Here is a 13,578-nt window from a genome sequence, read left to right on the forward strand (position 1 = left end):
CTGGTGAGCTCAGCGGCCGGAGGCGGTGGCGCAGCGTGACCACGGAGGCCGCAATGAGGCAGGCCAATGGGATTCAGCTGCGTCAGCGCCGGACCCACCGGGTGAGGATGGTGCCGTCCTCGTCGAGCAGCAGATGGCGGCGCGTCATGGTGCATTGGAACTCGTGGGCGGACAACGCGATTCGCCGCGCGGTACCGCCGATCAGCAGCGGCGCGGTGGTCAGGCACAGCTCGTCGACCAGGTCGGCCGCGAGCAGTTCGCCGTGCAGGTGCGGGCCGCCTTCGCAGAGCACGCGGTGCAGCCCGCGTTCGGCGAGCACGCTCAGCAGCGCCTTCGGGGTGACGGCCACGCCGCCGGCCTCGATGACTTCCGCGCCTGCGTCGGCGAGGGCGCGTTTGCGGTCCTCGGGCGCGGTGGCGGTGGTGATGATCAGCGGCGGCACCTCGGTGTCGGTGAACAGCCGGCTGCCGGGTTCCAGCGCGGCGCCGGCGGTGACGACGGCGATCGGCGGCGGCGCGCCGTCCTGGTGCCCGCCGAAGCCCTGGGCGTAGAGCTTGCGCCGGCGATGGGCGTCGGTGCGCGCGCCGCCGTAGTTCTCGGCGCGCACGGTGCCCGCGCCGATCAGGATCACGTCGGCCAGATCGCGCAGGAGCATGAAGACCTGTTTGTCGGCGGGCGTGCCGAGTCCCTCCGATTTGTCGCCCGCGGTGGCCGCGCCGTCGATGCTGGAGACGAAGTTCGTTCGGACCCAGGGCGCATCGAGGCTGGTGGGGTAGGCGTACAGCTCGGCTAAGCCGTCGGCGTCGAGTGCTGGGGGATGGCAGCCGGCGGAGCTTGCGGAGCCGGCGGGGTGGGTATGCGCAGTGAGCTGGATCGCATTGGGGATACGCTGCATGACTCACGATCACACCACGTCCGTACGCTTTGTCCATGCAGGAACGCCTCGTCGACCGTCACCCTGAGGTGCCGGCGGATCAACTCGTGGCCCAGATGGTGCCGCCGCCCATGTTCGACGAGGTCAGTTTCGCCTCCTACATTCCCGACCCGAACGAGCCGAGCCAGGCCGCCGCGGTCGCCAAGGCCGAGCAGTTCGCCGGTCAGGTCGCCGCGATCCACAAGGCGGCGAACAAGAAGAGCCTCTTCGGCAAGAAGAAGCCGGTCACCGGCGCGGGCCTGTACCTCGACGGCGGGTTCGGCGTCGGTAAGACCCACCTGCTGGCCTCGATCTTCCACAGCGCGCCCGCGCCGAAGTCGTTCGGCACGTTCGGCGAGGTCACCAACCTGGTCGGCGCGCTCGGCTTCAACAACGCCGTGGAGCGGCTGTCCGGCAACAGCGTGCTGTGCATCGACGAGTTCGAGCTCGACGATCCGGGCGACACCATGCTCGTCTCGCGCCTGCTGACCGAGCTCTCGGCGCGCGGCGTGTCGATCGTGGCGACCTCCAATACGCTGCCCGGCCAGCTCGGTGAGGGCCGTTTCGCCGCACAGGATTTCCTGCGCGAGATCAAGAAGCTCGGCGCGATCTTCGATCCGGTGCGCGTGGACGGTCCGGACTACCGGCACCGCGATCTGCCGCCCGCGCCGGAACCCACCTCGTCCGAGGTGCTGGCCGAACGGGCCGCTGTCACACCGCATTCCACGCTCGACGACTACGACGAACTGCTGCGGCACCTGAGCACCCTGCATCCGTCGAAGTTCGGTGCGCTGATCTCCGGGGTCTCGGCCGTCTTCATCTCCGGCGTGCACCCGGTCACCGATCAGGCGGTCGCGCTGCGCATCGTCGTGCTCGCCGACCGGCTCTACGACGCCAGTGTTCCGGTCACCGTGTCCGGTGCCAAACTGGACGAGATCTTCTCCCAGGAGATGCTGGACGGCGGTTACCGAAAGAAGTACCTCCGGGCAATCTCCCGGCTGCTGGCGCTTTCCCGGTTCGAAGCCGCGACCGCGTGAAGTAGCAGCAGACCCCCGCCCGAACCGATGTAAGGAGTTCCGCGTGTCTCGAGATCGTGCCCTGCGCGGCTGTGTCGCCGCGGCTACCGGCCTTGCCATCGCCTTCGGGCCGGTCGTGGGAACGGCGCTGGCCGCTCCGGCCGCGGCCACCGAGTTCGACCGCTCGCTGCACCTGACCGGCGTCCAGAACGCCCGCGACGTGGGCGGCTACCGCACCACCGACGGTCGTCTGGTGCGTACCGGCCTGGTGTTCCGCACCGGCCAGCTCAACAACGCCACCCCGGAGGATCTGGCCGCGCTGGGCACCGTGCGCGTCGTGGAGGACCTGCGCACGGTCTACGAGCGCACCATCGCCCCGGACCGGGTGCCCGCGGGCGCGACCGAACACTGGGTCGATGTCATCGGGCAGGCTCCGCCGCAGACCATGATGACCACGCTCACCGGGGGCGACGATCTGTATCGCGCGTTCATCACCGCGCCGGGCGCGAACGCGGCCTTCGCCACCGTGCTGCGCGACATCATCGAGACGAAAGACGGTGCGGTGCTGTTCCATTGCACCGCGGGCAAGGACCGCACCGGCTGGGCCGCGGCGGTCCTGCTGACGATCCTGGGCGTGGATCGCGACACCGTCACCCAGGATTACCTGCTGTCCAACGTCTACCGCGGCGCCACCGAGGGCGACGGGCTCAACGGTGTGCAGCAGTCCTGGCTGGACGGCGCCTTCGATCAGGTCGACCAGAGCTACGGCGACTTCGGCGCCTACGTGCGCGACGGGCTGGGGCTCTCCGACGCCGATGTCGCGGCGTTGCGGGCGAAGCTGCTGTCCTGATCCAGGGCAGCGGCTTTCACGACTGCCCGCGCTCGGCGTCCCAGCGGTCCAGCAGCACGGGCATCTCTTTGCTCAACCAGACGAAGAAGTCGTGCATATCGCGTACCCGGCCGGCCTTCGGGCCGTCGGGATCCTCGAACAGTGCCAGCCCGCGTGCGGTCGTCTCGGTGAGCGGGCCGTACTGGGCGAGCTGCTGGCGCTGTAGTTCCGGCATGATGCCCGAGCGGATCGTGTAGTAGTCCTTGCGATCGCCCGGCTTGGAGATCTTGTCGACCCAGCGCATCGTGGTGAGCTGCTTGAGCGCATTGGAGATCGAGCCTTTCGAGGCCTGGAGCGCGTCCCCGATCTGGGCGAAGGTCTGCTCCGGCGGATCGCACACCAGCAGCCAGGCCGCGGCCCGCCCGGTCATCCGCACCAGACCCATGCGTTCGAGGACCAGCGCGAATTCCTCGACGAACGCCAACTGTTCGGGGGTCGGGGCGACTGCGGTGTCTTCGGGGCTGGTCATTGGTCGAGTATCCCTTCGTGGACGGAAAGACGGGTAATGGGGCGGGCCGTGTGTCGGCCCGCCCCCTGGGGGGTGGAGTCAGACCGCGAGGTCGCGGCGATCGAAGGCGCCGAGGGCGGCGGCCAGGGCCGCGGCCGCGAGGACGACCAGCACCGTCAGGTGGAGGATGTTGAACCCGTTCACCAAGGGTGAATCACCGTTGGCGTAGTAGAACGGCGACAGCTTGCGCAGCCACTCGGTGCTCTCCGACATCCCGCCGAGGTTGTTGGCCAGGTAACCGCCGACCGCGACCAGCGATGCCAAACCCAGTGTGAGAGCGCGTTTCCCGGTCACCGCGCCGACCAGCAGGGTGATCGCGCCGACGACCAGGGCCAGCAGTCCGAGTCCGACGCTGGCGGCGGCGATGTTGCCCGCTGGGATATCCATCTTGCCCTGGCTCGCGCCGGCCATGACGCTCAGCAGGAGAATCGTGGTGACGATCGCCGTCTGGACCGCCAAGGCGGCGAATCGCTGCGCCAGCAAGCTGATTCGATTGATCGGCTGGGCCAGGAGCAGGTCCAGCATGCCGTTCTCCTCCTGGGTTACCGAGCGGGCGGCGAAGGTGACAGCGAAGATGAGCAACAGGATCAGGCCCATCAGCGAAAACACGGTGGCGTTCAAATAGCCGGTGGCGCTCGCGAAGTCGCTCAGGCCCATCGCCTCGTACATCTTGTTCTGCTGGATGTCGAGTGAGCCTTGCTCTTTGAGCGACTGGTAGGACGGCAGATACAGCATCGGCACGATGGCCAGGCCGACGGACCAGCCGATCAGGCCGCGCCGCTGTTCGGTCAGAGTCTGGGTGAAGATCGAGCGAGTCATTGCGAATTCTCCTGTGTGATAAAAGGTTCAGCGGCCGTAAAGGCTGAAGAAGATCTGTTCGAGGTCTGGTTCGGTGGAGAGCACGCTCACCAGCTGGTACTTGGCGGCCATCTTGAACAGCCCGTCCACTTCGCCTTCGGTGGTGCAACGCAAGGTCTTTCCCTCGACTGTCAGATCGCGCAGTCCGGGCAGCCGGGCGAAATCGTCGGCGAAGATCTCCTCGCCGAACACCAGTTCCACCGCACGGGGCGATCTGCGGCGCAGGTCCTCCACGTTCTCGGTGCCGAGCAACCGTCCGGCCCGCATGATCACCGCGCGGTCGGCGGTCTGCTGCACCTCCGAGAGGATGTGCGAGGACATGAACACCGTCTGCCCGTTGGCCTTGGCCGCGCTCACCAGATCCAGGAAGCGTTGCTGCAGCAGCGGATCCAGGCCGGAGGTGGGTTCGTCCAGGATCAGCAGGTCGGGGTTGTGCATGAACGCCGCGATGATCCCGACCTTCTGTTTGTTGCCCTTGCTCATCGCGCCGACCTTGCGCGACAGGTCCAGGTCCAGCAGATCGGCGAGGTCGGTAATCCGTTGCGCCGGAACGTTTCCGTGCTGATCGGCCAGGAACTCGAGCAGGGCGCGGGCGGTGTTGCGGCCCTCGATCTCCAGCTCGCCCGGCAGATATCCGATCCGCCGGCGCAGTTCCGCGCCGCCCTTGCGCGGGTCGACGCCGAGCACCTCGACGGTGCCGGCGGTCGGGCGGATCAGGTCGAGCAGGATCCGGATGGTGGTGGACTTGCCCGCGCCGTTGGGTCCGAGGAAGCCGAACACCTCGCCCTGGACGACATCCAGGTCCAGGTCGGTGAGTGCCACATGCTTCCCGTAGTGCTTGGTGAGGCCTTCGGTGCGGATCGCGGCGGGTGTCATTGCTGCTCCTGAGGTCTGGTCTGTTCTGTAAGAATCAGTGAGTTCAGTAAAGACTGAACAGATAGAACTGTCAAGACCTGAGACCGGCGTCACTAAGCTGCGGACATGACGAAGTTCAAGACCTGGGACGGGCTGGAGCTCAGCTACCGCGTGTGGGACGGCGCGGGCGTCCCGGTGGTGTTGCAGCACGGCGTAGTCGCCGATACCGGGGCCAACTGGATCGGGATGGGCGTGGTGCGCGCGCTGCAAGCGGCCGGGCACACCGTGGTCTCGCTGGACGCACGCGGGCACGGACGTTCCGAGAAACCGCATGATCCGGCCCGCTACTCCTGGGCCGCCATGGCCAAGGACGTTCGCGCGCTCTACGACGAACTGGGCCTGGATGAGGTTGTGCAGGTGGGTTATTCGATGGGCGGGGTGATCTCGCTGCTGGTGACCGCTGCCGATCCACGAGTCGAGAAGCTGGCGGTCGGCGGCATCGGCTCCGGGGTCATCGATTGTGGCGGCATCGATCGGCGCGTCATCGACGTCGAAGACCTGCAAGCGGCGATGACGGGGGATGGGTCCGCCGCGCCGCCGGTCGCGCGGATGTTCCGGATTCTCGCCGACACGGTGCACGCCGACATCGACGCGATCCGGGCGGTCGCGAAAGGGCTCGACGAGGAACCGATCAAGACGCTGGACGGCATCACCGTTCCCGCACTGGTGCTCGCCGGTGCGGCCGATCCGTTCGCGGCCGAGCCCGAACGCCTGGCCGCCGCACTGCCCGACGGCCGCGCGGTCGTCGTCCCGGGCGACCATCTGATGGCCGTGGCGGATCCGGCCTTCTCGGCCGCCCTGGTCGACTTCCTGAAGAGCTAGCTCAGAACACCAGCCGCATCACGAAATCGTGGTGCAGCTGCCGCCCGACCAGGAAGGTCTTGGTCCCGACCCGCTGAAACCCGTGCTTGGTGTAGAACCGCTGCGCGCGCTCGTTGCGCTGGTTCACCCCCAGCCACACCCCGGCCGCGCCCTCCTCCCGCGCCCGTTGGAGCGAGGCCCGCATCAGCGCTTTGGAGATGCCGCTGCCGTGGTGCCCGGGCAGCACATACATCTTGCTGATCTCCACCACCGGGCTGAGGTCTACCGCGGCGGCCACCTCCGGGTCAGCCGGGTCGCCCGCGTGCAGCATCGCGTAGCCCACGATGTCGCCGTCCGCGCAGGCTTTGAGCACGGTGAAGGCGGGATCGGTCAGGTAGTCGCCGAACCTTTCGCCGGAGAGGACCTCGGTGATGAAGATGTCGATGTCGTCGGCGGTGGCGTCGGGCGGGCACGCGAGCGGAAAGGTCGCGGCCGCAACGTCACTGAGGGCCTCTGCGTCCCACAGTCCGGCCCGGTCCACGATGACCGGTGAATTGCTCATTTCTCCAGTGAAGCACGCCGGTGATCAGCCGGACGTTCACCCGCTTCGGAACGGGCGTGGAACACGCCCGCGAGCACGATCAGAACCGCGGCGAACAGCAGCGGGACCAGGAAACTCACCCGATGACTGAACCCCGCCGCCACCGCGCCCACCAGCCCGCCGCCGATCAGCGTGCCCGCGTAGTTGAACAGGTTCAGGCGGGCGATGAGCGAATCCAGGGCGCGTCCGCTGGTGAGCCGGCCGGCCTCGCTGAAGCACAGCGGCGCGATCACCGGCAAGCCGATGCCCGCGACGAAGAATCCGGCGATGGCCACGGCCGGCGCGGGCGCGGCGACCACCAGCGCCAGGCCCGCGACGCCGATCGCGGCGGCGGCCCGCACCACCCGGCGCGGGCCGAAGCGGCGCACCCACCAGTCACCGGTGAGCCGGGCCAGCAGCGAAGCGCCCTGATAGGCGGCCAGCGCGAGCGCGGCGGCGGACGCGCCGGCGCGCAGCGTGCCGTCGTTCTCCAGATACAGCGCGGAGAAGCTGCCGACGGCGATGTCGATGGCGAAGACCAGTGCCATCGCGATGCCGAAGCCGAGGTACGCGCGCAGGGCCACCGCGCGGATCGCCTCGGATTCGCTCGGAAGTCGTTCCGCGGGGCTCGCTTCGGCCTCGTCGGCGGCGAGCAGGCGCGGACCCAGCACCAGTCCGGCGACCAGCACCAGCACCGCCGCGGTGAGCAGGGTCTGCCGCAGGGTCACCTCCAGCGCCTCGGCGCCGGCGACGAAGAGCGCGCCGGTGATCGAGCCCGCGCTCCAGGCCGCGTAGAACGAGGACAGGATGAAGGTGCCGTACCCGTGCTGGATGAAGACCGCCTGCATGTTCGTGCTCGCGTCGACCATGCCCAGGGCGATTCCGTAGCCGCACAGCGCTATCAGCAGTCCGGCGGTGTTCGGCGCGAACGCGATCGCGCACCCGGTCGCGGTGATCAGCAGCAGACCCAGGCGCAAGGTGGTCTGGCTCGACCAGCGCACGGCGAGCTGTTCGGCCAGCACGCTGCCGCCGCCCGCCAGCAGCGACACCACCACGATCGAGCCGGCGATCAGCTCGTCGGACAGCCCGAATTTCTCCTGCTGCTGCGGTAATTCGGTGAGCACGACGGCGAAGAAGAACCCCTGCAGGGCGAAAGCGAACGAATTCGCGATCCGCGCGCCGCGCAGGACCGGGGCAATCGAGCTCATTTGCGGAGGGTAGCGGCCATTCTGGCAGGGTGCGCGGTGAATCGAGCAGGTGTCCAGATCCGTCTGTGGCAGGAGGTTCTCACCCGGCGGATGTGGGAGATTGGCTGTAGTGCACGCCGCACCTCAGGGAGGCTCGATGACCGCGACCTATCCACCCGGTCCCACGTTGCCCGCATTCGTGCAGACCTTCTTCTATCTGCGCCGCCGGTCGCTGTTCCTCGGCGCGTTGCGTCGGCGCTACGGTGACGTCTTCGCCGTGCGGGTGCCCCCGTTCAACGACAATGTCGTGATCCTGTCCCGCCCGGAACACATTCGGGAGGTGTTCGCCGGCGACCCGCGCACCATGCACGCGGGCGAGGCGAACAACATCCTCGGCCCGGTCATGGGCGAGCATTCGGTGCTGCTCACCGACGAAGCCGAGCACGCGCGGACCCGGAAGTTGCTGCTGCCCGCGTTCAACAACGCGTCGCTGCGCGGCTATCGCGAGCTGGTCACCGAGATCGCCGCCGCGGAGGTCGCCGGGTGGCAGCCGAATTCCACGGTGATCACGCTGGATCGGATGAACGCGCTGACCCTCGAGGTCATCATGCGCGTGGTCTTCGGCGTCACCGACGCGGCCACTCGGGCCGAGCTGGTGCCGCGCCTGCGTCGGATCGTCGATGTCGGGGCGTTGCAGTACGCCGGGCTGCGGATACCCGTCCTGCGGCGGTTCCGGCCGTGGCAGGCCTTCCACGGCAACCTGATCGCCGTCGACGACCTGCTGTATCGCGAGATCGCCGCGCGCCGTGCCGCACCCGACCTCGCCGAACGGGCCGACGTGCTGTCGCGGCTGCTGCACGTCGGTTCGGCGGGCGACGAGCCGCCGCTGACGGACGCCGAACTGCGCGATCAGCTCATCACCCTGCTGCTGGCCGGGCACGAGACGACCGCCGCGGCGCTGTCCTGGGCGCTCTCCGAGTTGTCGGTGAATCCCGCGGTGCAGCGGCAGGCGTTCGAGGCGGCGCGGGACGAGGACGACAAAGGGCTGGAAGCCGTGCTGAAGGAAGCCATGCGGCTGCATCCGGTGATCCCGGGCGCGGTCCGCCGGCTCACCACCGAGACCACCGTCGCCGGGTGGACGCTGCCCGCGGGCACCACCGTCAGCTGCTCCATCACGCTGGCGCACCGCAGCCCGCAGAACTACGCCGACGTCCAGGCGTTCCGGCCGGCCCGGTTCCTGGAAGGCGAGGTGGAGCCGCACACCTGGCTGCCGTTCGGCGGCGGGGTGCGCCGCTGCCTCGGCGCGGGCTTCTCGATGATGGAGGGCAGCGTCGTGCTGCGGGAGATCCTGACCCGCTACGCGCTCGCCCCGGCCACCGGCAAACCCGAACGCGGGCGGGTGCGCAACATCACCACGGTGCCGCGCGGCAAGGCCCGCATCGTTGTGACCGCGCGGTAAACGGCGTTCTAACCTGTTGGTATCCGCCGAAATCGGGCGCGCGGGCATTGCGGGGGCGCGCATGCGGGTAATCTCGGTGCCCATGACGAGCGGGAACCGCATCGCGATCGTTGGTGCGGGTGTTGCAGGCCTGGCCAGCGCGAAGGTTTTAAGCAGGGAAGGGTTTCCGGTCGAGGTGTTCGACCGGACTCTGGACGTGGGGGGTGTGTGGAGCGCGTCCCGGCGCTATCCGGGGCTGCGTACGCAGAACAGCCGCAACACCTACCATTTCTCGGACTTCCCCATGCCCGAGGACTACCCCCGCGTGCCCGACGGGGCGCAGATGCAGGCCTATCTGGAACGGTATGTGCAGCAGTTCGGGTTGCGGGAGAACCTGCGGCTGGGCACCGAGGTGGTCGCCGCGGACCCGGTCGACAGCGGCTGGCTGCTCGAGGTCCGCGACGAGACCGGGATCCACCGCACCTCCTGCGATCACCTGGTGATCGCCAACGGCGTCTACAGCGAACCGGCCATGCCCGAGTACCGGGGCGCCGACAAGTTCCAGTCGGCCGGCGGGTACCTGTGTCACTCCACCGACTTCCATGACGCCGAGTGGGCGCGCGGGCGCAATGTCGTCATCGTCGGCTACGGCCAGTCCGCCTGCGATATCGCCGAGGCCGTCAGCCATGTCGCGGCGTCGACGACGGTGGTGGCGCGCCGGCTGCTGTGGAAGCTGCCGCGCAAGGTCGCGCCCGGCTTCGACTACGAGCGCCTGATGCTGACCAGGCTGGGCGAGGCGCACTTCCGTTACCAGCAGCTCGGCTGGTTCGAACGGTTCCTGCACGGCGGCGGGGTTTCCTTCCGTGACAGCAACTTCGACCTGCTGCGCGAGCTCGCCACCAAGCGGACCCAGCTGCGCGAACTGGACCTGGTGCCCGGCACCCGCTTCGAGGAGATCGCGCAGAGCACCTTCTCCTTGGCCACCGAGGGTTTCTTCGAGCAGATCCGGGACGGCCGCATCTACGTCGCCCGCGACACCTCGATCACCGAAATGTTCGGCACGCCACAGGGGCCCGCCGTCGCCCTCGACAACGGCGAGCAGCTGCCCGCCGACATCGTGGTGTGCGCCACCGGTTTCCAGCAGCGCGTCCCCTTCCTCACCCCTTACATCCAGCGCCAGCTCACCGACGACGACGGCAACTTCCGCCTGCACCGCCACATCCTCCCCGTCACCGTCCCCAACCTGACCTTCGCCGGCTACAACGCCTCCCCGGTCGCCACCCTCAGTGCCGAAGTCGGCGCCCACTGGACCGCCGCCCTCCTCCAGGGCCGCATCCCCCTCCCCGCCCCCGAAGACATGGCCGCCCAAGTCGAGGACCGCCTCCGCTGGATGGACGCCGGCACCGCCGGCCACCACTCCCACGGCACCACCGTCACCCCCTTCACCCTCCACAACATCGACGAACTCCTGTCGGACCTGCACTTCCGACTACCCCTCCGCACCCGCCTCGCCCAATGGCTCCGCCCAGTAAAGCCGTCCTCCTACCGCGGCCTCGGCGAACGCAAACAACCCAGCGCCGACAAACAACCCCCCACCGAACCCCTCTACCCCCAACCCCAACGCCCCCACGCCGACCACCGCTGACCCCCCTCCCCGCACCGCGGCACGTTCTGCGATCGCGGGGAGGCCCCGCCATCGAGACAAGACCCTCGAGCGTCTCACCGACCAGAACCAGTCTGCGATCTCGAACGCAACCCGGTAACCCCAACCGGCCATCGCCCGGCGCTCATTCGCCGCGTCCCACGCTGTGGCGGCGGCCAATTCGCCGCCGAGCATCTCGGCGCCAGCCTCGTCCACCCTGGCTAGGCGACCTCGCGACAACCTGCGGCAAGCCACCCTCGATCAGCGCCCCGCCGCAAACCGCCGTCGGCGGACACCCGTGCGAACTTCACGCGCGGAGGCGGACGGGCAGGTCGGGGCGTGGTGCTGCGATGCGACTGCCATGCTCTTCGCAGCCTCGATCCCTGAGGTCACACACCCAACGGGCACCTCACATCGCCTGCATCGTGTGTGAACTGGCGGACGGCTGTGTGACGAGATCGTGCGGTCCCCTTCGGCGGCATGCGGGCGGCTGGCCACCGCTGCAGCACCTCGCGCGTTCTCCCCCTGAGGTCGTCATCAACCGGGACATCACCGAGGGAAACCGCGAGAGTGCACCACACTGATGTCCCACTTATCCCCGCCTGGCTGGAGCCAGACGCCGGTCGGGTCGTGTTCCGCGCCAAGGGGTATCTGCTCCGGCAATGCCGCGTGGTCGGAGTCATCTGTCCGATTCGGCCGGATCCCGCGTAGCAGTACGACACGAGGGCGTGTGGCTACCGCGCCAGCTTTGTATGACCGGCGATTCCTTCGCCGCAGGCCGTATACACCGTTGTCAGGAGTTGCTTGGTGGCCCACTATTTGGGCCGAGGTTTGTCAGACCGGCTGTGCGGCATGGCTACTCGGTCGCGGTTGACACTCCCATCGCAGGTTGGAAAAGCGCTACGTGGCAGGCGAATTCGTACTCAGGCGGCGACAGGCTTCGAGGACGCCGTGCGCCAGGTGTCACGCTGTGACGCCGGGAAGTTCACTGCGAAACACCTCGCCGCCAGCCCCGCCCATCCTGGCTCGGGATGACGTGGTGAGCGCAGCAATGCGGCGTTGATCCCTTAGGTCACACACGCAACGGGCACGTCACTTTGCCGCACTGTGTGTGAACTGGCCGATGGCTGTGTGAGGAACCTTTGTAGGCCCACTGTGGTGCTTGGCTTGATGGCCGTGTCCGTGCAGCGGGTGAGGGCGTCGCCAGCGCAGTGGGTTCGGGCGATGTGGGAGTGCGGCGTTAGGCGGGTAGCTCGCCGGGTGGGGTGCCGAGGGGGCGGCCGAAGGGGCCGTGGGGGTTTCGTTTCAGTTCGTCGAGCATGGCTTGGAGCTTGTCGACGTGGGCGTTGTCTTCGGCGGTTGGGCGTTGGGGGGCCGTGGTTGCGATGTCGGGTTCGGGGCGGGGGGAGGTGAGGCCGGAGCCGTTGGGGGTTGGGGTGAGGGAGTCGAAGGCTCCGCTGAGCGGGGGTTCGAGGCGGCCGCTGCCGGTGATGTGCGGGGAGGAGTCGGGGCGGCCGGTGAAGTGGGTGTTGTCCGGGCTGGTGAGGCTTTCCAGGCGGCCGTTGACGCTTGCGGGAGTTTGGGTTTCGGAGCGGCCGGTGATTTCGGTGCTGCCGCTGAAGCTTTCGGAGCGGCCGTTGAGGTTGGCCGGCGACTGGGGGGTGCGGGTCGGGAGTTCGGTGAGGGCGGGGTTCCGCGGTGTCTCGTCGGTGCGGGAGCGCAACGGGACGTAGTCCAGGCCCTGCGGGGCAGTGGTCGGTGCGGCCTCGGTGATGCCCGTAGGGGTGAAACGGTCACTGCGCGGGGTGATTCCGACCGGCTCGAGGCGTTCGGAGGACAGCGCGGGGGCGGGGTCGACGGGTTCGACCCAGTCGTTCAGGGCCGCGGGCACGGTCGGCAACCGGCGTTCGCTACTGAACGCGGTGTCCGCGACGGGCGCGGTGCCGCGAGCACTGAGGGGTTCGGACTGATCGGCACGGGCCGGGGCCTGCGGGCCGCGGTTGGCAACCGCACGCGGCAGCGGACGTTCGGCGCGGGGCTCGGCTTCGGCGCGTGCTGGGGCGCCGCCCCGCTGTGGCAGGGTGCTGCGCTGGGGGAGTTCGCTTTGAGCGGGAGTGGGGTTCTCGGCGCGGGCCAGCTCACGGCGTTCGGCGCGGGTCGCGGGCTCGTCGCGGACAGCGGGTTCGGTTCTGATGACCGGCTCGGACCTCGCGACGGTCTCGGAGCTGGTGACCGACCCAGTTCTCGTGCCCGCCTCGGATCTGGTGCTCGATTCGGATCTGGTGCCTGGCTCGGACCTAGAGCCCGGCTCGGACCATGTGACGGGTTCGGATCTGGAGAACGATTCGGATCCTGTTGCGGGCTCACTCCTGGTGGCCGATTCGCTTCTGGTGCTCGGATCGGAGCCGGACCCCGATCCGGTGACCGCTGCCCCGAGCCCGGCCCGCGGCCCACCCTCGACCCCCTCGATCCGCGTACCCAGCTTCGAAATGTCTTGGTCGGTACGGAAAGCCCAGGCCTCGAGCTTCGCCAACCGCGCGGCGACCGAGCTCTCGTCGCGTGCGCCGTCGACGCGGGCCGCCACTGCATCCAGCTTGTCGCTGACTTCGCGCAAAATCTCCGCGATGCCCGATATGATCTCGCCGATCGAATCGTCGCCGCCCTGCTGGCCGTGCTCCATCCGTACCTACTTCCCCGTCGAGTGCGCGATCACGCCCGTGGCCCGGGCGATTCTATCCGCGAACCGAGGGGTATGCGGGGCGAGCGCCCAACCTCACGTGCCCGCTGGGACTTTCGCGTGCGCGAAAGTTCTCCAGCAACTTGCCCGGCGC

Annotated in this window: 12 protein-coding genes; 5 read left to right on the forward strand and 7 right to left on the reverse strand. The window is 68.6% G+C overall.

Annotated features, from left to right (window positions below):
• Positions 1-82: 82 nt before the first annotated feature.
• On the reverse strand, positions 83-895 hold the full coding sequence (locus AB0M14_RS13390; protein WP_364993441.1) for a pyrimidine reductase family protein: 813 nt from the start codon (positions 893-895) through the stop codon (positions 83-85).
• A 35-nt stretch (positions 896-930) separates the two neighbouring features.
• Between AB0M14_RS13390 and zapE the strand changes: the two genes are divergently transcribed.
• Together zapE and AB0M14_RS13400 are read left to right on the forward strand one after the other, a co-directional pair.
• Positions 931-1,950: a cell division protein ZapE gene (gene zapE, locus AB0M14_RS13395; RefSeq protein ID WP_364993445.1), complete on the forward strand. Its 1,020-nt coding sequence runs from the start codon at positions 931-933 to the stop codon at positions 1,948-1,950.
• Positions 1,951-1,993: 43 nt separating this feature from the next.
• Positions 1,994-2,779 carry a tyrosine-protein phosphatase gene (locus tag AB0M14_RS13400; RefSeq protein ID WP_364993448.1) on the forward strand — a complete coding sequence of 262 codons (786 nt, stop codon included), beginning with the start codon at positions 1,994-1,996 and terminating at the stop codon, positions 2,777-2,779.
• Positions 2,780-2,795: 16 nt separating this feature from the next.
• On the opposite strand, the gene AB0M14_RS13405 is transcribed toward AB0M14_RS13400, so the two are convergent.
• From AB0M14_RS13405 to AB0M14_RS13415, 3 genes are all read right to left on the reverse strand, one after another.
• On the reverse strand, positions 2,796-3,287 hold the full coding sequence (locus AB0M14_RS13405) for a winged helix DNA-binding protein (RefSeq protein WP_364993451.1): 492 nt from the start codon (positions 3,285-3,287) through the stop codon (positions 2,796-2,798).
• Between the two features lie 78 nt (positions 3,288-3,365).
• The gene (locus AB0M14_RS13410; RefSeq protein WP_364993454.1) at positions 3,366-4,145 is read right to left on the reverse strand and encodes an ABC transporter permease subunit; all 780 of its coding nucleotides are present in this window, start codon (positions 4,143-4,145) and stop codon (positions 3,366-3,368) included.
• A gap of 27 nt (positions 4,146-4,172) precedes the next feature.
• Positions 4,173-5,060 carry an ABC transporter ATP-binding protein gene (locus AB0M14_RS13415; RefSeq protein ID WP_364993457.1) on the reverse strand — a complete coding sequence of 296 codons (888 nt, stop codon included), beginning with the start codon at positions 5,058-5,060 and terminating at the stop codon, positions 4,173-4,175.
• Between the two features lie 105 nt (positions 5,061-5,165).
• Here AB0M14_RS13415 and AB0M14_RS13420 point away from each other — a divergent pair, with 105 nt between their 5' ends.
• Positions 5,166-5,921, forward strand: coding sequence for an alpha/beta hydrolase (locus AB0M14_RS13420; RefSeq protein WP_364993460.1), 756 nt, complete (start codon positions 5,166-5,168; stop codon positions 5,919-5,921).
• A 1-nt stretch (position 5,922) separates the two neighbouring features.
• On the opposite strand, the gene AB0M14_RS13425 is transcribed toward AB0M14_RS13420, so the two are convergent.
• Both AB0M14_RS13425 and AB0M14_RS13430 read right to left on the reverse strand, forming a co-directional pair.
• The gene (locus AB0M14_RS13425; RefSeq protein WP_364993463.1) at positions 5,923-6,462 is read right to left on the reverse strand and encodes a GNAT family N-acetyltransferase; all 540 of its coding nucleotides are present in this window, start codon (positions 6,460-6,462) and stop codon (positions 5,923-5,925) included.
• Positions 6,459-7,688 (reverse strand): MFS transporter, encoded by a 1,230-nt coding sequence (locus AB0M14_RS13430; RefSeq protein WP_364993466.1) that lies wholly within the window; start codon positions 7,686-7,688, stop codon positions 6,459-6,461. Before AB0M14_RS13430 ends, AB0M14_RS13425 begins: the two co-directional genes overlap by 4 nt.
• Positions 7,689-7,824: 136 nt before the next feature.
• On the opposite strand from AB0M14_RS13430, the gene AB0M14_RS13435 reads away from it, so the two are divergent.
• Together AB0M14_RS13435 and AB0M14_RS13440 are read left to right on the forward strand one after the other, a co-directional pair.
• Positions 7,825-9,126 carry a cytochrome P450 gene (locus AB0M14_RS13435; protein WP_364993468.1) on the forward strand — a complete coding sequence of 434 codons (1,302 nt, stop codon included), beginning with the start codon at positions 7,825-7,827 and terminating at the stop codon, positions 9,124-9,126.
• Positions 9,127-9,208: 82 nt separating this feature from the next.
• A complete protein-coding gene (locus AB0M14_RS13440; RefSeq protein WP_364993471.1) occupies positions 9,209-10,750 on the forward strand; it encodes an NAD(P)/FAD-dependent oxidoreductase in 1,542 nt (513 codons plus the stop codon).
• A 1,237-nt stretch (positions 10,751-11,987) separates the two neighbouring features.
• Here the strand turns inward: AB0M14_RS13440 and AB0M14_RS13445 are convergent.
• A complete protein-coding gene (locus tag AB0M14_RS13445; protein ID WP_364993475.1) occupies positions 11,988-13,427 on the reverse strand; it encodes a hypothetical protein in 1,440 nt (479 codons plus the stop codon).
• Positions 13,428-13,578 lie beyond the last annotated feature (151 nt).

It is taken from the genome of Nocardia sp. NPDC051832 (assembly GCF_040681285.1).
GTDB lineage: Bacteria > Actinomycetota > Actinomycetes > Mycobacteriales > Mycobacteriaceae > Nocardia.

Bases quoted from the DNA above. Each gene is read 5' to 3' on its own strand.
- AB0M14_RS13390 (WP_364993441.1), bottom strand. From the start codon at position 895: ATGCAGCGTATCCCCAATGCGATCCAGCTCACTGCGCATACCCACCCC.
- zapE (WP_364993445.1), top strand. From the start codon at position 931: ATGCAGGAACGCCTCGTCGACCGTCACCCTGAGGTGCCGGCGGATCAA.
- AB0M14_RS13405 (WP_364993451.1), bottom strand. From the start codon at position 3,287: ATGACCAGCCCCGAAGACACCGCAGTCGCCCCGACCCCCGAACAGTTG.
- AB0M14_RS13410 (WP_364993454.1), bottom strand. From the start codon at position 4,145: ATGACTCGCTCGATCTTCACCCAGACTCTGACCGAACAGCGGCGCGGC.
- AB0M14_RS13415 (WP_364993457.1), bottom strand. From the start codon at position 5,060: ATGACACCCGCCGCGATCCGCACCGAAGGCCTCACCAAGCACTACGGG.
- AB0M14_RS13420 (WP_364993460.1), top strand. From the start codon at position 5,166: ATGACGAAGTTCAAGACCTGGGACGGGCTGGAGCTCAGCTACCGCGTG.
- AB0M14_RS13425 (WP_364993463.1), bottom strand. From the start codon at position 6,462: ATGAGCAATTCACCGGTCATCGTGGACCGGGCCGGACTGTGGGACGCA.
- AB0M14_RS13430 (WP_364993466.1), bottom strand. From the start codon at position 7,688: ATGAGCTCGATTGCCCCGGTCCTGCGCGGCGCGCGGATCGCGAATTCG.
- AB0M14_RS13435 (WP_364993468.1), top strand. From the start codon at position 7,825: ATGACCGCGACCTATCCACCCGGTCCCACGTTGCCCGCATTCGTGCAG.
- AB0M14_RS13440 (WP_364993471.1), top strand. From the start codon at position 9,209: ATGACGAGCGGGAACCGCATCGCGATCGTTGGTGCGGGTGTTGCAGGC.
- AB0M14_RS13445 (WP_364993475.1), bottom strand. From the start codon at position 13,427: ATGGAGCACGGCCAGCAGGGCGGCGACGATTCGATCGGCGAGATCATA.